Raw genomic sequence first — 21,238 nt, 5'->3', positions numbered from 1 at the left:
AACAACGCCTTTCCTCCCGTAAGCCAGTTTCTCGTCAATTCTAGCTTACAGGAAATGTTGTGAAGGTGGTCAACTTTTTTGTTATCATTTGGCACTTAGGTGGTCAACTTTTATGTTAGCAAAAACACGCAAAAACGTTTTTACTTAATGGTGGCAACATTTTTAGCATCCAGCAGATTCTAGGGCATACCAATGTTACGATGACAAGAAAAAATGGCTCTAAATGATAAAGAGATGAAGTTGCAGCATGCCAAATATAATCCATTGGATAATAAGGATTGGGCATATTAACTATAATGTTTTACAAATATTTTACAAATGATATTAAATAATAGGATATCAAAACTACCTTTTCAAAACATTATATATAGAGGATGAGTTATGAGCTTTTCATCCTCCATAGGTAAAACACCGTTAAGGGTGTTTTTTTTTGCTTTCAATATATATCTTTAATGGCATGATATTTAGATACACTAGTTAGCGTGCTGAATTTTAAAATAATTTAACGAGCTGTGAAGGGGCAGGAGGCCTATCCCTGTCTAACAGCTCGTTACTTTTTTTCTTAGATTAACTAAAGTATTATTAAATTCAAGGAATTTTGAAACAAAGATGGAAATTGTTATGTTGAATCTTATTGGAGTAACAATAGGGGGAGAAACACATGTATTATGAACTAAATAGAGATGCGGAGTTACTAAAACAGCTATTGGATTGTACGAATAATGATAGTTATATCAATGATCTAAATATCAACGCTGAGCTATTGATAAATGATTTTTCATTTGATGTATTGTTGGTTTCAATAATAATGAATTCAAAGCTTAGTCAAAACTTCTATACGATAAAGTACTTAGAAGATAGATATCAGGATTATTTAGAGAAAAATTCGAATGTATATTTCACATTAAATGATTTATTCACAGAAAAGTGGCTAATTAATGTTTTGGGAGAGTGGCACTTTAATTCGATTTATAAGAAACATATAGATAGTAGTAATATCCAATGTGAAAGCATAAAGCAAAAAGTTAAATTTATAAGTGAACTTTCAGCGGTTGAGTATAAAGACGAAAGGAAAATAAAGGTTAAGGATCTAGAAGAAGTAATAAATAAGCATAAAAGTTATTTTACCAATACGCCTGATATTTCTTGGTTTGAAAGTATGGAAATCTTAAAATTTCATGATGGTTCTTGGGTGTTAAATCACCGAAATCCCATTATTAGACCTTTTTTAAATTATTTATTTGCTAAGCTATGGTCACAAACTATAAAACCATTCTGTTCACTTCAAGAGAAATTACAATGGTGGATCGAATACTATGAACTGTTTGTGGATGGAAATGAATTTGGCGAATTTTTAGATAGTGGACAGTTAAATCAACTCATACAAGTAGGTTTACAGTGGATAGTTACCGATAGCAATTTAGGAGATTGGATTGATGAAGAATGTATTGCTTTAAAGAAGCTATTATTAGATAATCCAGAAAACTTATCCTTAAATGAATGTAATAGTATTTTCCCAATTGATAAGATTGAACGGTTAATTTTTTTAGAAATGCATTATGGTCACTTCTTTCATTATATTGCAGAGCCTAGAAAAAGGGTATTTTTATTACTTGATTTATATTTTAACTATTATGATCAAATTGATGCAGATATTCGGGATATTCTCTTTAATCTGCTCCAAAAGCCGTTTGTTATACTAGCGATTATGCATCGCCCTTTTTGGAAGAAAAGAAGTAAATTCATAATAGATCTATTAAAAAACAACGAGACACTGTTCTTAGGGTGTATTCTATTAGCGGAACATAACTTAGAAGTGTATAAACCGGTTCCGCCTATAGATTTATGGAATCAGGGACTTAAGCTTATAAAACATAAACTTGCCCTGATGGATGGCTCTGAAAAAAGTAATCTAGTTTTTAACATAAGTCTTTATTTAATTAATAAAGGTCATTTCTATCGGGAACAGACATTTATAAGCAAATCCAAACAAGATATTCACTATTTGGAAATCTATAAAGCATTTATTAGACTACTGGAAACCAGTGTATATGATGTTTTAGACTGTCTTGATTATATGTTGGATAATATCGAAAGCCGTTTTAACCAAAATGAAGTACCATTGGTATTGAAAGAGTTTTTCTTTTTGCTGGATTTAATAGATATAGTAATGACACATAAAGAATCAAGTAAGATTATTCAAGAGTTTTTTAATCGATGTCTAGATATTCTTTACGAGGCATATATAAAATCCATGACATACACAGGTGAGGACACTTATATTTTTAGCGGAATTAAAACAGACATCATACAAAACCCAATTTGGAAAGAAGTAGTTAGTCGCAAAAAAAATGATATTAAAAAGTTAGTAGCAGTGTTAAATCCCTTGGAATTAAATAATCAAATGAATAATAGAAGTTTTCTTATAAAAAAGAAAGCTGCGTTACATTTATTATTTCTTTCAAGATTAATTAAAAATCCTTTTAAAAACTTAGTTAATATAGATAACGGGACTATTCAAATTATAGAAGCTGTATTTACGGAATGCTTTATAACATTCCAATCTACTCGAGAATTAGATATTTTTGAGGTTAATAGCCTTGATACAATTAATTCTGATTACATTCTAGAAGAAGTACTAGAATGTTTGGAGTATATAAAGCAAAATAATAAAGAATTAATTATTAGCTATTTAGAGGGTGTAGACGCTGATAAACTGGTATTAATGCTAAAACATATAAAAAATCTCAATGATCGAAAAAGATTAGAAGATAAGGTGCTTTTAAATATAAAACACATTAATACAGACAATATATTTTATATACCTCGCATTGAAAAATATATCGATTCATTAATTTGTTTAGAAAATATAAATTTTTTGGAGAAAGCAGAGGATATACTAAATAATTATATTTCAATAGTTAAGGTGAAAGGTGAGCGTTTTTATGAAGAGAGAAAGAAATGGATAGATAGCGTTCGAATGAGGATTGCTCTTCTTAAAGGTGATTATGATAGTATATTATCGTCTGGTAATTTATTTTATATAGGTCTGGTTCATTTAAAATCCGATAAGTATAAAGATTATCAGAAGGCTATTTCTGTCTACCAAAAACTTTTAATAAATGAGCCTAGATTATCTATAAAACAAAATTTGTTACATGCTTTTGCACTAAGAATAATGGAATTAAAAAAAGATAATATAGATTACTCGGAAGTTTTGACAAAAGCGGAAACATTAATGCTAGATATTGAAGATTCAATTAGTAGTGAAAGTATTTTATTTGATGAAGAGATCTTTTACTCAAATGTTTTATTTTTATATCTTGAGCTTGATAAAAAAGGCGAATTTTGGTGGTACTATAATAAAATGCCTTCTACATTAAAGCATACAAAAAAATGTGCATTCTATATAGCTTCAATGCTAAAAAAGGAAGGCAAAGATAGCGAAGTTAAAAATATAGTTACAGTACTCTATAATATATATGGAAAAGATCAAGATATAATCGATTTTGAAAACGATATTGATAAGCTCATAATTCCGAAGTTGACATCAATCCAATCACAATCAGTAGAACTTCGTTATTTTTTGAATCAACTAAAATGTGTTAGCTTATACGAGTTATGCAATGTTGTTATTGGTGAACACTCATCAGGTTCTATAGAATTGCTGCTAACTAAGATGGTATTAGATACTTGTGACAAGATTAACTTTTATTCTCCTCATTTAATATTTAATAAGCAGCCATGCGAGGAGGATAGATATAGTATATTATTTAAAGAGTTTTTTAATTTTAGGTTTTCATATTTATTAAATTTTAGCATGGTTGATCAACCTAAAAGTGGATTTACAGGAACTATTACTGCGCAAAAGAGAGCCGGCATGGGCGAAAACGATCTAATAATAAAATATGACGACCAAATAATTTCACTAGTTGAAGCTGTTCGTTTAGAAACAGTAAACAAAAAAGTTATCTTCTCACATGTGAATAAACTTTTTGGTTATGATATTCATAACTGTAAGGTAATGTATGCATTGGTTTACGGAACTAGCGAGACACCTGTTGATTTATGGAAAGGCTATTGTGATTATTTAGAAAATGAATTCATTATCGATTGTAATAAGACTAATTATAAAGTTTATGCCCATTCTAATGCTAACGATTTGGATATATTTAAAAATAATACATTTATTCAAAACTGTATTCAAAACAAATGGGTTTATTGCACGAGGCATAAGAATAATAATAATGGCGCTGATGTTTTAATGGTTCATATTTATATAGATGTATTAAAAAATCATCAACAACTTATTGCAAGATCTGCTAGAGGGAATTAGGAACAATGTTACAAAAGAGGCAACTTAAGGTTGCCTCTTTGTCTGTTACTGATGTAAGTCATATTTATACAATTTGTTCTAAAGTAAAACAAGATAGCAAAAATGTATGTATACTGCTGTTATGTTGAATTAAAATACAATTTACCCACCTATTAAATACATTTTGGTTAGTAATGTACAATGATAGCGATACAAACATATGTTTCGATCCGATAACAACTCGTATGTTAAGTTGCTCCGAACCTAATACACACAAGCTATTAAGAGGTTAGGCGTATGTTTAGCTATACCAAAACGCCTTTTCCCTAGTGAAAGCCCCGAGGTATTACGATTATTCGTCTTTAATAAGATTTTTTCAATAAATAGTTTTAATAGTCTATAGTCAGAAGAGCTGGAAGGTATTATATCTTTGAACGTTGGGATAATGAAGACAATTTTTTAGGTAGGGATAGAAAACCCTGGCTTTTTTCTTTTGCGCCAGCGTGCATAAAGTTATTTTGTTCGTGGTGGTCTTGAACTAGGCGGAGGGTGATTGTTTAGACCGTCTCGGCGGGAGGGTGCAGGTGGGCTTTGTGGCTGCTGCTTCAAGGGGTGAGGCTGCGCTGGTTGAGGAGGTCGCTGTTGGTCTTTCATGGTTTATTCTCCTTTCAGATATAATTGGTTCATCCTGATATTTAACACTGAAAATCTATTCTTAATCATCATTAACACTAAGTAAATAGCAGCTGTTTTAAACAGAGAAGACTTGGGTTTTAATTGCTCAACTATAACATATCGTAGATATACCTCTCGTTGAATTCCGTACTCAGAAAAACCTTCAACCCAACCGATATATGTTCGATTGTAATTGAAGTCAGTTACTTCAACAGACCGAGAAGATGTTCTAGTCATAGTACTAAGCCAAACATCATCACTAACTATGTTTTTTTGTGTACTTAACGAGAATATTATAAATCCAGTTTTTGTTTATTACGAAGGCGATTATTAGACCTACCGGAATCGAGAGTGTAGTTGCATTATCGAGTAATTTACAATTCCTTTCTTTTCGATCATTTCAAAAATAACATTTTTTAGTGTTTTATCATTACCTATAAAAATACGTTAGCTATATTTGTTACAAATAATACTGACTAGTTGTATAATTAAGATTAGTTAAACAATTAAATAGTGAAAGAAGGGGACTTGTGTTATCTTGGGATAGTGTCAAATATGCTTTAAAACTTGTTTTTGGATCGCTTAAACCCGCGTGTGGTTATGTTATAAGGCAATTAAAGATGTTTTGGATAATTCGCGAAAAAATTATATGTCTTCGTTTCAGGGTTTTTAATAAAATTTACAAATTAAGAAACTTCTACGACGCAAAATATCAAGCTGCAAGGGTATTTTGGGATATCTGGATTAGTATTTTAACACAAGTAATACTAATTTTTTTATTTATGGTTGTGATAATAAAAGTTGATAAGTTTCTATTTGCTAATCAACCGATAATTGAATCCTATCTGCCGGAAAGCCTAAGCAATTATATTTCAAGAATTGATTTAAAACCGGACGCATACTTGAATTTATTAGGAGTGCTTGCACAATTAGCTGGCGTATTTTTAGGACTTTATTTCACTGCTATTACTGTGTTAGCAAGTACTATTTATTCTAAAGTACCTTCAGATGTTCGTACTGCTTTATTTGCTGAAAAAATTAATAATACATACTTTGACATTGTCGTAATGTTTGGAGTTTCATCGACTTTATTGCTTACCTTAAATGTATTTGGCTTTTTGACTGGAGTATTACCAATTATAGTAGTAATTGCTCTTTTCCTTGTCTCGATGATAGGATTTAGCATATTGGCAGCACGCGCATTCAATTACTTTGATCCTACCAGGTTAACTGATTTTGTAACAAATGAAATTCACGTACGAGTACAAAATGTAACTCCTCAAGGCCCGTTTTGGCGTAAACAGTTATTTCAAAACCATTACAGATTAGAAACGATTGGTTATATCACCACTTTTAGAAACATTACATTATTGGTAAACCGCGAGGATTTTAATTATATTGATTCCAGGTCGCTTTATAAAATATGTGAAAGCTGTCTTGAGCTTATTCAATGGTATATGAACGAGAAAAGCAGTATTCCTATTGATAGCTATTGGTTTAATAGAGAGCATCAAAACCAAAGTTGGTTCCGTGCAAACTCTTCTATGCAGGTGATAAGTCTAAATGCAAACGTTCCTTTACAGCCGGAACAAATTATTGATTATATATGGTTTGAGAAAGAAATTTTAGAAATATTTGAAATAGCACTAGACAAGCTGTTAGATAGAAAAGATATTTACGTATCAAGTATATCCGACTTAGTTGGAAGAAGTGCAATACTAATAGGAGAAAAACTGGCTAATGGTGAAGCGACCTTACTCCTTGATACTCTCCGAAGGATATCATTGCGTTATATAAATGCTCAAGATACTCAAGTTTCTTATAAACCAGAGGAAGTGTCTGTCTCTATTACGATGGCGGATATGTATTTCTATACAATATTAAGTATCTTATTAGGCGTTTCTAAAAGACTTAAAGTTGTTGACGACAAATATATAAGTAATATCATTACTAATGTAAAATGGACTAAAAGTGACGATGTATTTGGTATTGATTTGCCTACACCTATTATAAATTGTTTAGAGGATATTAGAAAAAAAATAGCCTTTGAATATGAGGCTGAAGGTAAGCGGATTACTCCGCAATGGTATATTAATCAAATAGTCGCAAGTGAAGTTGCTACCGTAATTAAAGAAATAAGTGATACATTAGTCCGAGGTTTTGAAACGTTCGTATCTAAAGACATAGGTAGTATGATATCGGGTAGCAAGATTCTAGTAGCGACCCAAGCACTACATCGAGGGTTAGAAATATGCAGAAAATTTGATAGTCATTTACCCGTCATGAGGAGTAGCTACAATAATATTTCAAAACTAAAAACTGTCGAAGACATACCGTGGCCTTCCATCGAATGGGACAAAATCAAGAAAAAGCTTGGAGAATGTGAAGAGGAAGTATTAATTGACCTAGGAATTGTATTGCCATCCTTAGCACCTATCAATTTAGATAAGGCTTTCCCTGATTACTTTGGGTTTTCCTATACTATACTTTTACAGCGTTGCTATAACAGTCTATACGATGGACAAGAAAATTTATTTATTAGATTATGGAAACCTTTATTTCTTGCAAGCCTTCTTGCTAGAGAACGATTAATAAAAGAAACAACAGATCTAAATACTACCTCGAGAGTTGGAATAATATCCAGTCCTACTGTTGATATGATTGAGCTATCAGGATATGCTCTTATTTATAGTGAACTGGAAAACAAAAACTATTGGTCAGAAGTGAAACCCATTTGGGATAAGTTATTTGATGAAGCACAAGATCCTAACGCCTTGATGTTACTGCTAATGGCAACTATTGAAGCTTGTGCTGGACAACTCTCAATGCCTTCTCGTGATACATTACGAACTGATTGGTCTATGAAGTTGCGCAGAAAGTTCGTTCAAATCGGCGTAATTCGAGATAGGTTTTCGGAATACGTTTATACAGGAGAGGATGAGGTCGCTCGTAAAAGTCCAATAATTCGTTCCGTAGCCTCTGAATGGGATATTGTTTTTACCGCAACGGATGTCTTTGTTGCGAAATACTTGTTGGAGAGAACAGAATTTAACGATAGTAGCGTAAATTGGCAGACAATGCAATATATCAAGAGATTAAAACAGGAGTTGCAAGAAGGTGATGTAGATGCGTAGGCGATCTTTCCACGATGAAGACATGGTTTATAAAGCCCAAGCAATTTTCTTTAACAAACACGATTTGGATATACATAGTTCACTAAGGAAAAGATTAGATTCACTTGATCGAGATGCCGAAAACCCTTATCCTGATATGTTCTTGCAAGATGTAGTAAACAAAATTATTCCATATAAAGGAGGATATAAATTTACGCTTACAACACCTAATGAAATACAAGAGATACGATTAGCGTCTGCTTTTTTAAGCCCTGATGCAAGCCTTACGGAAGCGGCTGAAAAGTTTATTCGAAATAGTTCATTTGATTTATTAAAATATGAGCAAGTCTTCTTTGACGTAGTTGTATGTCATAGTACAAAAGATAATTCTTATGTGGGTTTTGAACTTCGGCGCATTCCGCCGTTAACAGTGAAGAAAAGACTAACGAAATGGGTTCAATACATTCCAGATGAAATAGCAAACGAGTTTAAAGTAGCTTCCAGAATCGAGCTGACTTCTGAACGACTCGTGGTTTTGAAACTCCCCCGAAATATACGAGATATCATAAGACATACATTGGAGAATTTATCTATTGTTGGGAAGGTAGAGATACCTGACTTTGTGTCAGCTAGTTGGCGTGGAGAGAGTGGTGTAAGCTTTAATCAGAGTGAGCTAAGCAGAAGTAAAGAGATAGCTTTTGCTACAGCAACAAAAGAAGTTGGTTGGAACTGCAGAAACTACTATTCGGGATCAGTTCTCGAGTTTTACGAATTAGATAGATTTCTTCGCTTCGCTATGTTTACTGCGAATTTGAGGAACTTGATTATGACGATGCTTAACTCAGAGTTATCTCGCATTGAATCAACGGTTGGGTTTCTATTTCAACTGCAATTAACTGGACTCAGTAGTGTTAACGATTTGCACGTGATACGCGATGATTTGTACGAAGGGAAAAAGCCTTTAAAGACGATTTTAAATAGTTTACTTACCACATAATGAATGAAAGCTAGTAACCCCTGTTTCAGGGGATAGAGCAACATCCTATTAAGCTGAAAGAACGTTTCCGCTTAAATAAACCTTCTAAATGGGAGGTTTATGTTTTTAGGATATTATAACTTATTCATGCCTAAATCTTGCAGTAAAGAAGTAAACGCTATAATTAAAGAGCACTTCGCTAATTGTGCTCTATTTTTATATGTACTTTGAAAATACGTGATATAAGGATACATAAAGTATCTTCACACAAAGCTAAATTACATGCTAATACTAAATTGGTATTGACATTACAGGATAACCGTAATATAATAATATTCGCAGCTGAGCAATCGGCTGCGAAATACATTTGGGGTTATAGCTCAGTTGGTTAGAGCGCTTCGTTGACATCGAAGAGGTCTGCAGTTCGAGTCTGCCTAACCCCACCAGTAAATTCAAGGCTTGCCGATGTGCAAGTCTTTTTTTATTTATATAAACTCTCCCTTGTTTTGTCCCTTAACTACTAAAAACAAGTACCAATAACGGCAAATATTGAAGTTGTGTTTTGGATAAAGTTAGCTATAATAGCGGCGGTTTCTTTTTCTATTGAGTTTATGAGATGTGGAATAGATATCATTGTTTATCGATTTTCAGAACAAATAGAAATTTATCTAAATACAAAGTGCGATTATAGGTAAGGCTCAAACGAAAAATAACGCATAATAAAAAAAACTACCGGCTTATTTGCTGGGAGTTTTTGTTTATAAAAGTTAATTCTAATTTTACAAACAACTTAGCGACGTATTCAAAAAACAAATCAAGACATTTTCAAACAAATATATCAATATATTTCTAGGTAATAAGCGCTTCTCATAATTCGGTCTTTTTATGTAGTGCATATTGTGGAAGCGGTTCTTTTGTAAATTAAAATTTGCCATTTTTTGTTCTTGAAATACAAGTCCAGCGTTAACTAGCTTTCGAATATGCTCTGTGTGTAAATCTGATAATAAAGTTTACCCAGTAAAATAGTGATAAGCAGTAATAATGGTTTTTTATAGTCGGCGCAACCCTCATATGGAGGATGTTTAATAAAATAAAGGGTTTCGAGCATTATCCTATAATCTTATATTAAGGTTTCACAAGATAAATTTGGAGTGTTATGCGAATATGAAAGCAACAATTAATAAAACTATGTTAGTTTCTATTTTAATCTATTTAGCAATTGTCATAGTGCTTATGTTATTCTTAGGATTTACATATGGAACTTTATTTATTTTAGGTACATGGATATCTCTAGTTATGATATATTCCTTAAACCATTATGTGTTAAATTACACTTCAGGTAAAAGGGTTAAAAATTTGCGTAAATTGGCATTAGTAGGGATAGTTTTATTCTATAGTTCCTTTATTTGTATTGAAGCATTAATTATAAGTGAATGGAACTCAGATACTGATGGTAATGTTGATTATGCAGTAATTCTAGGGGCAGGACTAGATGGCGATAAAGTTTCAAATACTGTAATAAGTCGACTAGATGCGGGATACGATTATCTTGTAAAAATCAAAACATCTAAGGTAATAGTCTCAGGAGGGCGTGGGCAAGGTGAAACCATATCAGAAGCAGAAGCTATGGGCCAATACCTTATATATAAAGGTATTGATGCTGAAAGAATAATCTATGAAGATAAATCTACGACAACTATGCAAAATCTCAAATTTAGTAATAATATAGCCTTGTCACTTTCCGATAAAAAACCAAGATTCTTAATTATCACTAGTGACTATCATATGTTAAGGGCAAAATTATTAGCTCAACATTTAAAGTTAGATTATGATGGTAAATCTAGTATTAGCCCTATATTAGTTAGGCTGAATTATTCGATTCGTGAATATTTTGCGATTATTAAAGCTTTAAGTGGTACTACTTTTTTTAAAACAACATAAATAAAATAAGCAAATTCTCTTATGAATTTACTGCGAACTTTAACATAAAGTCAGCTAATAGGGAATATAAGACATAAAAAAGGCATGCTAGAATCTTTAAAGGGATTCTAACATGCCTAATTTCTTATATTTTTTTAACGGCAACACAACTGTGATATAGAATTATAACCCAAATCAAGCGGCAGTTATTTCCTCTTTACTCATAGGAACTGCCTTATTCAATGCTAGCTATAAATGGGATAAGCCAATCCGCAGTTTAGGTGTTAGAGGAGCTGGATTAGTTACCGCAAATGGCAATTTTCAGATTGATCTATTTGACGGTGATAAAACAAGTAAGGAAAGTATATGCAACTCAACTCTATTATGTCTATGAGTTTTTTTCTTTTCGCTATTCTCCGTTTGTTAGTTTTCTATGACGGCGTACTACTAAATAAATGATTAACTCTAGGAGTCCAACTATTGATGCGGTGAAAAAGGCACCATGCAAGGTAACGTAGCTGTTTGGCAAAAAGAATGAGATTAAAAAAATAGCAAGTGCAGCTACAAACACATAATAAGTAGTATTCATCCAAATCGTTTGTGTAACTAACGGGATTCGTGACATTAATATTCCAGTCACGGCGATAATTAAGCTTGTAATAAAAAAATGGTATATTTTTGGATAGTAGAGCTCATCATGGTTGGATGATATTACCCAAAGAGTAAATACGGCGATGATATATTTAATTAAAAAAGCAGACATAGCAACTCCTTCGATCCTACATTATTTTTGTGACAATGCGGAAAGTTTATCATTCCGAGCCAACATATCAGCAGTTTATGAGTATAATGCGACAGTAATACTGGAGTTACGAAAGCTATAATGCAGTAGTTAAGGAATTCAGGCTTACTTATCCGATAATAATTCATTGGTTGTAGTATTTTTTAGCCGTAACTAGCTCATTATGCCTAATACGTAATGTTAAAATTATGGATAAAAAGCGATATAAATTAATTTTTTTGTATTGGTATGTAGCAAATTTATTACATTGATCATAGGATACCGTGCACCCAAGAAAATCAAATTACAAGGAGGAGTTATAATGGGATTCGGCGGTTTTGGTGGATGTGGAGGACGCGGTAATAGTGGTATCGTTATCGTAATCATTATTATCCTGTTATTTTTCTTCTGTTGCGGAGACGACGTCACAGATTGCTAATCTACTTATCGACTGAATTTAAAATACCACTGCAAGATAAAGTCTTGCAGTGGTATTTTATTTAGATGTATAAAATAAATAAGTACTGTTTTTAAAATCGAGGTAATAAAACTTAATCTTCAATTTCGAAAATAGCCTGAATATCTGTATTTAGCTGCTGTTTTTCAATTCTATCGTTAATAATATCGTCAGCCGAGGACTTAAATGCTTCTAGTGTAAATGATATTCTTTTTTCAAGTTGTTCACTTTCTTTAGAGTTTGGGTTAGTTGCGTCTAAGGATTGAACAAGCATTATGATGTTTGAGTTAGCATATGCAAGCTCTTGCCATAGTCTAAATTTATCTGTATCACTATTATGCACATGCAATTTCCGTAATTTTACTCTGATTTGCTGATACTTATCATATACCTCTTCTGTAGATTGCTTTTCTATTCTTACTTCAGTATAAAGTCGTTCAATATCGCGTTCTAATGACATTAATCTTTTAGTATATGTCTTTAAATCTTCATTCTTTAAATCATGTGATTCTAGTTTAGGAGCCGGTAAAACATTTATTTTATTTATCATTATCTTATTTGTAACACGACCCGATATCAAAACTATTGGGATAGCTAAAGCTAAGAGTGCTATTAATAGTAAATGTTTTTTCCTAAAAATAATCATTGGCATCGCCTCCAAGGTTTTTTACTAATCACTCCTATAACTATTTTTTTTACAGCAGTAAAATACCTAGAAATAATTAGTTAATACCTGATAAGTTTACCGAGTACAAAGGAACAACCTATTATGTTAATGCATACTTTATAGTAAAACTAACGGGAGGTTTTTGTATGAGGGGCAAGCTTTACTATAAACAGAATCGTTGCGATTGGTGTCGGTTTAAGTATGTATGTAAGTCAAGTCATCTTTATAGACACAATTCTCGAGTTCAATTTGTTTTTTTTCCTGAATTAGTATATGAGACATCATTTGCCGCACTTTTTCCAGAACTGAGTTTTTATCCTTAGATGGTAAACTGATGATAATGATTTTATGAAAAAATAACGACGGCCCTAGGACCGTCGTATTGAAAGGATTAAGAGTATGACTGGCCTTTAGCTATACGCAAGTGCATCCGAATGGAGTCCGAGCATATTAATAGCTTCGTATTCCCTTATTGGCGCTTTGCGTATAAATCAAGCCTTTTCATCTCTTCTCCGCAATAATTATTTTCTCCGTACTCATATAAATTAATAACTGTTAAATTTTAATAGATTCGATAGAGATGAGTTTATATATAATTGATAAGTCTATAATTGACGATAGTGGTAAAAATTTGTTATAATGACAACAATTTAATAAAAAATATACGGTCAAGGTGCCTCCAGTCAGCTGGAGGATAATAGGGAAGTCTAAGCAATTTGCTGATAGCGCGGTCCCGCCACTGTACCAGGAAGACATTACAATGCCACTCATTAGAGGAAGGCGTAATAGTCGATGAACTGGGAGCCAGGAGACCTGCCTTCACCGTTATTACAAACCTTCGAGGAAAGGTTGGTGTAATACACAAAGAGTATTTTCGTCGGCTTTTTTGGTATTATTTTCAAAAAGGTCGTCGTTTTATTTTTTACACTGGCTTGCGCCGTCCTTTGAGACTGAGTAAGCCGTCTTTATTTTTAAATGATATAAGTCTAAAATGGGGGATACTATGAGTTTATTGAAAGAAACATTAGCCAGAATTTCTCCGTTAAATACTGATGTTATGAGAGAAGTGCAAAATCGATTGGATAATCTTACAAAACCTATCGGTAGTTTAGGGAGACTTGAACAAATGGTAAGGCAGTATGCTGGGGTGTCGGGAGAGATCGTGCCACAAGTTCCACGCTGCTGTATGGTAGTGACTTCGGCGGACCATGGCGTAGCAAGGCATGGTATTAGTGCTTATCCAGTAGAAACAACAATTCACATGACTGCCAACTATCTTGTTTCTAAGGGGGCAAGTGCTAATGCTTTTGCTAACTTCTGTGGTGCTGATATGGTTGTAGTTGATATGGGGGTTGCTGGAGATTTATCTCATGTACCAGAATTATGGCACAGAAAGATTGCGTATGGCACCCAAGATTTTACGCAAGGACCAGCAATGACACGTGAACAGGCTATACAGGCAATAGAAACTGGCATCGAAATTGTTAATGACCGAGTTCAGAAAGGATATACATGTTTCAGTCTTGGCGAAATGGGAATAGGAAACACAACATCAAGTGCTGCTATTGTTGCAGCGTTTACTGGACTTGCTCCCGAAATAGTTACTGGCAGGGGAACTGGTATATCTGACAGCAGGATGAAAATTAAGATCGATATTGTCCGTGAAGCCTTAAGAGTGAACGAGCCTGATAGAGCAGACGGAATTGACGTGTTAGCAAAGGTCGGCGGTTTTGAGATTGGTGCATTGGCAGGGGTAGTTCTTGGTTGTGCGGCAAATAGATGTGCTGTAGTTATAGATGGCCTAAATACTACTGCCGCCGCATTAATCGCTAATGCTATTCACCCATTAAGTAAAAACTACATATTTGCTTCACATCTTTCGGGTGAGCCAGCGCATGTTATTGCATTGGACAAACTCAATTTGAAGGCATGTTTAGACATGGGAGTTCGCTTAGGAGAAGCCATTGGTGCTTCGATGGTAGTTGACATGCTAAGTGTTTCAATTAAGATGCTAAACAATATGGCAACTTTTGAAAATGCAGGGGTTTCGAAGCAGGTATAGTACACTGCCAAAACGAGGGGGACATGAGCATGTTTGAAGATATAATTTCTTTAATTAAACCATTAGACAATGCTGCTATGGATAGGTGTCAATTAAGACTTGATAATTTAACTAAGCCGCTCGGAAGTTTACATTCGTTTGAACATATAGCTCGACAAATGGCTGGCATTACTGGTAATCCAAGGCCAAAAAAGCTTGAAAAAAGCGTAATTTTAATGGCCGGCGATCATGGTGTGGCCGATGAAGGAGTTAGTGCCTATCCTAAGGAAGTAACAGCCCAGATGGTTCAGAATTTTTGCCAAGGCGGAGCTGCTATTAATGTTTTCGCCGAACATATTGGTGCTCGTCTTGTTCTTGTGGATATTGGTGTAGCGGCAGATTTATCACAGCTTACAAATATACATCAAGAAAAAATAGCTTGTGGCACAAAGAACATTGCAAAAGAGCCGGCGATGACTCGCGAGCAGACTCAGCAAGCAATTGAAACAGGTATAAAAATAGCCCAGGGTGAGGCTTTTAAAGGCTCTCGTGTAATCGGTCTAGGTGAAATGGGTATAGCTAATACAACCCCTAGTACGGCGATTGTTGCTTGTTATAGTAAAAAGACATTAGAAGAATTAACTGGACGTGGTACCGGCATTAGTGATGAAATACTAGATAGAAAAGTAAGTGTATTAAAAAGAGCAATTGAGGTTAATTCACCAGATAAGAATGATCCTATCGATGTATTGTCTAAAGTTGGAGGATTTGAAATTGCTGGCTTGGTTGGAGTAATATTAGGTGCGGCATCCAGCGGTGCGGCAGTTGTTTTAGATGGTTTAATAACAAGCGCAGCAGCATTAATAGCGGTTAAAATTGCGCCGCAAGTAAAAGATTACCTAGTTGGTTCGCATTTTTCAGTAGAACCTGCTCATGCCGAAGTTTTAGAAGTTATTGGTGTACCTGCATATCTAAAATTGGATATGCGACTAGGCGAAGGCACTGGAGCTGTTCTTGGAATGTCTCTTATTAATGCCTCATTACACGTGATAAACGACATGAAAACTTTTGGTGAAGCTGAAGTAGCTGTAGCTCAGGATGGCCCGGGAGCGCTTAGGCAAAGTAAAGATGTCAAAGATTAGTTTATATTAAAGAATGATACGACCTCCGCATCGAAAAGATACGGCTGGTCGTTTTTTATTTGCAAGTGTCAATATGAATTAGCAGTGCATAGTATAGAGTAGCCTACCGAAAAGTACTTACTAAGGAGGAAGATATTATGGGCTTTGGCGGCTTTGGTGGACGAAATAATAATTGCGTTTGGATAATTATTATAATTATCATCCTATTATGCTTCTTCTGTGAAGATGATTGTTCAATAACCTGTTAGTGCTCTGTTATTACTTATGAGAAGGCTGCTGCCCTTGGGGGAGCAGCTTTTTAATTTGTCTATCTGGATTATGATTTCTTATAAATATAGGTACAGCCTATTTGAGCAATATTTTAAAATAAGATGCTATTATATTAGGATTAGAACAACAGGATTATATAGTTTGTTAGGGGAAGATTTATTTAAACTCAAAATTTTTGCCGGAATCGTATCTGGGGGGATTAAAATGGAAGCATATGAAAAGATCAATCGCTTATATTACCTAATTCAAAATAATGTGGCAGAAAAATTGCCTGGTCCCTACAGGGTTGGGGTTGACCTTGGAACGGCTGATGTTGTATTAGTTGTGACAGATGCTGATGGCAATCCGGTAGCCGGAAGCATGAGATGGGCCTCAGTTGTCAAAGATGGTCTAGTCGTAGATTTTAGCGGTGCTACGACAATTGTAGAAGAGTTAAAAAAGGAAGTTGAACTGGTATTGGGTATTGAATTGGATAAGGGTGCCACTGCTATTCCGCCAGGTACTGTAGGACGTAATGCTCTTGCCTGTGGACATGTAATTGCGGGGGCGGGTCTTGAACCTGTATGTCAAATAGACGAGCCGGTGGCAGCTGCCAAAGCTTTGAATATATCGCATGGAATTGTTGTAGATATAGGCGGTGGCACTACTGGGATTGCAGTGCTTAAAAATGGTGAATTGGTACTTACTGCAGATGAACCTACAGGTGGTACGCATGTATCACTTGTTATTGCCGGAGCTTACAAAATAACATTTGAGCAAGCTGAAGAATTAAAAAAAGAACCTGCAAACCATAGAAGGATTATGCCGGTTATCATACCAGTAATAGAGAAGATGGCTACTATTGTAAAGAATATGTTAGCTGGTCATGATGAATATGATGAATATCCAGTTTATGTTGTAGGAGGGACTGCATATTTAACTGGTTTTGGCGACGAGTTCGGCAAGGCATTTGGCAGGGAAGTTAATGTTCCACCCCATCCGCTGTTAGTTACACCTCTAGGAATTGCAATGTATGGCTGATGAATTTTGAACCTAAAAACACTGCAGCTAAAATTAGCTGCAGTGTTTTTAGGTTAGCTATATATCGTCGTCTATCCAACCCAAAACCAATTAAAAAAAAGCGCAGTGCATAGAGTCATGATTACAGCACTAATCGTTATGAATAAATAAAATAGGCTTTTAGGAAGCTTGCCGATAAATATGTATATAGGAAATATTACTAGAGCAAACCGTGACATACTGTACAGTGGGAGCCAAGGTGCAGTAGAAGTCAGTGGTATTAAAAACCATAGCCAGCCAATTATAAGATAACATGTGGGAACGGATATTGTCTTTTGAAAAATCGTCAAATAGCACAGAGCGATAAAACAAAGAGTTACCATAAATGTATCCAAAGTGGCACCAGGCTGGATGTAAAGATCAGGTGAAAATGTATGAGGAAGATTTCGCACAAAATTCTCCCAAGGTACCCCAAAGCGCCGGCCCCACTCCTGTTGAGAATGGACAAAAGCAAGAGGATCTCCAACTAAGACAAAATTATAAGCAGAAAAACAAATAAGGGCAATTGGCGGAAAAGATAGAGGTAATATCTTAAAAAACGAGTTTCTGTTATATGGATTTTTTCTATAAAATTCGTAAATGAGAAGTAAAAACAAACATACTCCAATATTCCTAGTTAGTGTCGCTAACGCTCCAGATATCCCAGCAAACCACCACTGTTCTGTTCTTGAAAAATATACACAGAGCAGTGAAAAAAAGAGAAATATTGGCTCAGTGTAAATACTGTTTAGAAAAAATGAGGTTGGTATTACAGCGTATGAAATGAGGGCGAAGTTTACTTCTCGTTCATTAAAGTCAAGCTTTAGAGTAGTATGCATTATCCAAAAACTTAAAAATGCAAATAAATTGCATACAATTAAACCTGAAGCGGCATAGCTGAAACCAAGATAGGTAGGGATTTTGACCATGTATATTAGCAAAGGAAAAAAAACTATTGATCGCATATCGTAGCCATTTTGGGCGATAAATGTATACCAGTGGGCATCCCATCTAATAAGCGCATCCATGATAGGAGTGAGCGTGGTCAGTTCGTCATTAATAAAGGGAAGCTGCACGTTGTTTACTGGCAATTTAACGGACAGTAGATAAGATATACTTACAAGGATTGTATGAATAGCAAATGAAAACCATACGGCTCGATCCGGGAACTTAATCATTAAATGCACCTACTATGAAAACTTGCTGGGACTTTCTTGTGTGACAATAAGATTATTGTCTTGGTAATCTAAGTTTCGGGATTGTGGCGACCAAGTCCATTTATTATTAGCTAAGAATCCCCAATAGAAGGCAATAACTATTCCTGTAAGTTGTCCTAGATATATGCTTAAGTTTAGGAAGATGAATAGCTGTGTGATCAAAGCTGTTATTAATATACCTACACTGCAGACTAAGGCAAACTGCGGGAATTTAACCATATTTGCCCATAGAGTGGTCTTGTCATTTCGCTTCCATGTAACCGCATCATTAAGCGCAAAATTATGTACCATTGCAATACATGAAGCCAAAATAGAAGCAATTAAACCATCGACATAAAATATGCTGAGCAAGAATTTTAAACTGATCATATTTACGAATACACCTAGGAATCCAATAAAACCGTATAAATAAAATCTACGGTCTTCTGGACTGCCAGCGATCAATTTTGCTATATGCTTTAAATAATTCCACTGCTCTTTAATGCTCATCTTCGATTCCCCTGCATCTCTAGCAACAAATGAATAGGGAATTTCGTGTACTGCTTGATAGTTTCCTTTAGCTAACACTTCCATTAGGATTTTCCAGCCAATAGGATCTAATTTAGCATTTGCTATAACAGACCGGTTAATTGCAAAGAATCCGCTAGTGCAGTCCGAAATTCGCCGCAACTTTTTCAAAGCAGCTTGGCCTAAAACTCGTGCGGTCCACGAGATAATTTTACGGAATGTGTTTAGACCTCCATCAGACCCTCCAGGAACGAAACGGCTAGGAATTACGATATCCGCATTATCCAGGCGACTGAAAAGCAAAGGTAATAGCTCGGGCGGGTGTTGTAAGTCAGCATCCATTATAATAATTTTTCTACCGGATGAGTTCTCAAAACCCTTTACAACGGCGGAGGCTAATCCTCTTTCATTTTCACGATGGATATATCTAACCTCGCTAAATTTATTTGCTAGATCTTCGAGTATAGCGGGGGTATCATCGCGGCTGTCGTCAACAAAGAAGATCTCGTATTGGCAATCAATCTGATTTAGAGTTTTGCGTATTTTATTTACTAATAGTCTAACATTATTTCTCTCGTTAAATGATGGAATTATGATACTGAGGTCCATGAATAGTCATCCCTTTCAATAATTAGGAAATATAGCGGCACTTAGGAAATACAACATTTCTCTCAATTTCTTGCTTATATATAATTCCCCAAATTTCACCTAGTAATCGTATGAAAATTAATTTAGTAAATAGTGTACTAATTTGGCCAAGCTGGCTATAGATTTTAGATATGAAGCTAGATTGGGGGAGAATTTGTGAGAGTTTTTGTTGTATTACTGCTGTGGGCCTTTTTGACTGCTCCTGTTAGCGCTGCGGTTTTGGTGCTTGATAAAGTCGATACCAATGCAAAAATAATCGCTTTAACAGTCGAGGAAGTTGTTACAACTCAGAAGCTAGAGCAAATATTAGATATATGCAAAAAAGAAGATATACACCTTACTGTCTTTAGTGCAAGCAGTTTTATTACTGATAATATTGAAATAATAAAACGTGCACAGGCAATGGGAATAGAATTTGGTGTTAGTGGTACAAAAAGGCAGAGTTGGGAAGCGCTTAGTTATGAAGATATCATTAAGGATATTGAGCAAGCAGATGCTGCACTTAGCAACGCGATAGGCAGTTCCGCAAGGCTAGTGCGACCTCCTTTTGGCTATTATAATAATAAGCTTATCCGCGTAATGGAGGAGGAAGACCGCCGTTACATTTTGGTTCGTGGCATTAGTACTGGTGACTGGCCTGTAACTAATGCGCAATATATTGCAGATAAGGTAGTTTCCTCACTGAGCAATGGAGGAATTATTAATATAAACTTGTATAAACAGTCATCATTAGATGCCTTACCGATGGTAATACAACAAGCAAAGGCAAATGGGTATAGATTTTTAACGGTTAGTGAAATGATATCTTCTGTAAAACCCCCGAAAGAGGAAGTTGTTAAAAATCAACGCTATTTCGAAGTGATTAGTCGAGTTGACAATCCGCATAAGCCTGCGATATCTCTTACTTTCGACGATAGTGGCAGCTATTATCAAGTGACAAAACTGTTAAGTGTCTTAAAGAAGAATTTCATAACAGGGACTTTTTTTGTTTCTGGTGAATGGGCTTTACAAAGCCCTGAGTTGGTAAGAGCGATTGCCGCAGACGGTCATGAAATCGCTAACCATAGTTATTCACATGCTGTTTTCACGCGTTTGGACAATCGGGAAATTGAAATTGAAATAAAAAAAACCGAGCAGGCTATTATTGAAGCTACAGGAAAACCACCTGTCAAATATTTCAGACCGCCATATGGGGATTATAATGATCGTGTTAGTAAGGTTTTGGAAAATATTGGGTACGAGGCAGTGGTTTTATGGGATGTAGATACTATGGATTGGAGTGGTGTATCTGCTGCCGAGATAATCACCAATGTAGAGAAGAATGCATTAAAAGGATCGATTATCCTGTTTCACATACATGGCAAAAATACTGCAGAGGCTCTAGATACAATAATTCCTGATTTAAAGAGCAAAGGATACTTATTAACAAATTTGAGTGATTTACGTATATGACTCGTTTAGGCAGGTATTG

General features: G+C 34.8%; 12 protein-coding genes, 1 tRNA gene and 1 riboswitch. Of the genes, 9 read left to right on the top strand and 4 right to left on the bottom strand.

Annotated elements, in window-relative coordinates; all coding sequences use genetic code 11:
• The first annotated feature begins 661 nt into the window (after positions 1-661).
• From V6C17_RS13095 to V6C17_RS13075, 5 genes are all read left to right on the top strand, one after another.
• Positions 662-4,336: a hypothetical protein gene (locus V6C17_RS13095; RefSeq protein ID WP_333523020.1), complete on the top strand. Its 3,675-nt coding sequence runs from the start codon at positions 662-664 to the stop codon at positions 4,334-4,336.
• A 1,184-nt stretch (positions 4,337-5,520) separates the two neighbouring features.
• A complete protein-coding gene (locus V6C17_RS13090; protein ID WP_333523019.1) occupies positions 5,521-8,124 on the top strand; it encodes a hypothetical protein in 2,604 nt (867 codons plus the stop codon).
• Positions 8,117-9,100 (top strand): hypothetical protein, encoded by a 984-nt coding sequence (locus V6C17_RS13085; RefSeq protein ID WP_333523018.1) that lies wholly within the window; start codon positions 8,117-8,119, stop codon positions 9,098-9,100. Before V6C17_RS13090 ends, V6C17_RS13085 begins: the two co-directional genes overlap by 8 nt.
• A 348-nt stretch (positions 9,101-9,448) precedes the next feature.
• A tRNA-Val gene (locus tag V6C17_RS13080) sits at positions 9,449-9,525 on the top strand.
• A 718-nt stretch (positions 9,526-10,243) separates the two neighbouring features.
• Positions 10,244-11,020 (top strand): YdcF family protein, encoded by a 777-nt coding sequence (locus V6C17_RS13075; RefSeq protein WP_333523017.1) that lies wholly within the window; start codon positions 10,244-10,246, stop codon positions 11,018-11,020.
• 388 nt (positions 11,021-11,408) lie between these two features.
• On the opposite strand, the gene V6C17_RS13070 is transcribed toward V6C17_RS13075, so the two are convergent.
• Positions 11,409-11,762: a hypothetical protein gene (locus V6C17_RS13070; protein WP_333523016.1), complete on the bottom strand. Its 354-nt coding sequence runs from the start codon at positions 11,760-11,762 to the stop codon at positions 11,409-11,411.
• A gap of 569 nt (positions 11,763-12,331) precedes the next feature.
• Positions 12,332-12,883 (bottom strand): hypothetical protein, encoded by a 552-nt coding sequence (locus V6C17_RS13065; RefSeq protein WP_333523015.1) that lies wholly within the window; start codon positions 12,881-12,883, stop codon positions 12,332-12,334.
• Between the two features lie 675 nt (positions 12,884-13,558).
• Positions 13,559-13,739: riboswitch (cobalamin riboswitch) on the top strand.
• Positions 13,740-13,907: 168 nt separating this feature from the next.
• On the opposite strand from V6C17_RS13065, the gene cobT (V6C17_RS13060) reads away from it, so the two are divergent.
• The 3 genes from cobT (V6C17_RS13060) (at position 13,908) to eutJ (ending at position 17,377) form a co-directional block, all read left to right on the top strand.
• Positions 13,908-14,966 carry a nicotinate-nucleotide--dimethylbenzimidazole phosphoribosyltransferase gene (gene cobT / locus V6C17_RS13060; RefSeq protein ID WP_333523014.1) on the top strand — a complete coding sequence of 353 codons (1,059 nt, stop codon included), beginning with the start codon at positions 13,908-13,910 and terminating at the stop codon, positions 14,964-14,966.
• A 29-nt stretch (positions 14,967-14,995) separates the two neighbouring features.
• Positions 14,996-16,087, top strand: coding sequence for a nicotinate-nucleotide--dimethylbenzimidazole phosphoribosyltransferase (gene cobT / locus V6C17_RS13055; RefSeq protein WP_333523013.1), 1,092 nt, complete (start codon positions 14,996-14,998; stop codon positions 16,085-16,087).
• Between the two features lie 474 nt (positions 16,088-16,561).
• Positions 16,562-17,377 (top strand): ethanolamine utilization protein EutJ, encoded by an 816-nt coding sequence (gene eutJ / locus V6C17_RS13050; RefSeq protein WP_333523012.1) that lies wholly within the window; start codon positions 16,562-16,564, stop codon positions 17,375-17,377.
• A 71-nt stretch (positions 17,378-17,448) separates the two neighbouring features.
• Here eutJ and V6C17_RS13045 read toward each other — a convergent pair whose 3' ends face one another.
• Both V6C17_RS13045 and V6C17_RS13040 read right to left on the bottom strand, forming a co-directional pair.
• Entirely contained in the window at positions 17,449-18,573 is a 1,125-nt protein-coding gene (locus V6C17_RS13045) for a hypothetical protein (protein WP_333523011.1), read from the bottom strand.
• Between the two features lie 12 nt (positions 18,574-18,585).
• The gene (locus V6C17_RS13040) at positions 18,586-19,728 is read right to left on the bottom strand and encodes a glycosyltransferase family 2 protein (protein WP_333523010.1); all 1,143 of its coding nucleotides are present in this window, start codon (positions 19,726-19,728) and stop codon (positions 18,586-18,588) included.
• 195 nt (positions 19,729-19,923) lie between these two features.
• Between V6C17_RS13040 and V6C17_RS13035 the strand changes: the two genes are divergently transcribed.
• Positions 19,924-21,219, top strand: coding sequence for a polysaccharide deacetylase family protein (locus V6C17_RS13035; protein ID WP_333523009.1), 1,296 nt, complete (start codon positions 19,924-19,926; stop codon positions 21,217-21,219).
• The last annotated feature ends 19 nt before the right edge of the window (positions 21,220-21,238 follow it).

This window comes from Dendrosporobacter sp. 1207_IL3150, from assembly GCF_036763085.1.
Lineage (GTDB): Bacteria > Bacillota > Negativicutes > DSM-1736 > Dendrosporobacteraceae > JBAIYU01.
Note: the sequence above shows the minus strand (reverse complement) of the source record. Positions and strands in the feature narration are given on the sequence as shown.

Excerpts from the sequence above, each read along its gene's own strand:
- V6C17_RS13095 (WP_333523020.1), top strand. The coding sequence starts at position 662 with ATGTATTATGAACTAAATAGAGATGCGGAGTTACTAAAACAGCTATTG.
- V6C17_RS13085 (WP_333523018.1), top strand. The coding sequence starts at position 8,117 with ATGCGTAGGCGATCTTTCCACGATGAAGACATGGTTTATAAAGCCCAA.
- V6C17_RS13075 (WP_333523017.1), top strand. The coding sequence starts at position 10,244 with ATGAAAGCAACAATTAATAAAACTATGTTAGTTTCTATTTTAATCTAT.
- V6C17_RS13070 (WP_333523016.1), bottom strand. The coding sequence starts at position 11,762 with ATGTCTGCTTTTTTAATTAAATATATCATCGCCGTATTTACTCTTTGG.
- V6C17_RS13065 (WP_333523015.1), bottom strand. The coding sequence starts at position 12,883 with ATGATTATTTTTAGGAAAAAACATTTACTATTAATAGCACTCTTAGCT.
- cobT (WP_333523014.1), top strand. The coding sequence starts at position 13,908 with ATGAGTTTATTGAAAGAAACATTAGCCAGAATTTCTCCGTTAAATACT.
- cobT (WP_333523013.1), top strand. The coding sequence starts at position 14,996 with ATGTTTGAAGATATAATTTCTTTAATTAAACCATTAGACAATGCTGCT.
- eutJ (WP_333523012.1), top strand. The coding sequence starts at position 16,562 with ATGGAAGCATATGAAAAGATCAATCGCTTATATTACCTAATTCAAAAT.
- V6C17_RS13045 (WP_333523011.1), bottom strand. The coding sequence starts at position 18,573 with ATGATTAAGTTCCCGGATCGAGCCGTATGGTTTTCATTTGCTATTCAT.
- V6C17_RS13040 (WP_333523010.1), bottom strand. The coding sequence starts at position 19,728 with ATGGACCTCAGTATCATAATTCCATCATTTAACGAGAGAAATAATGTT.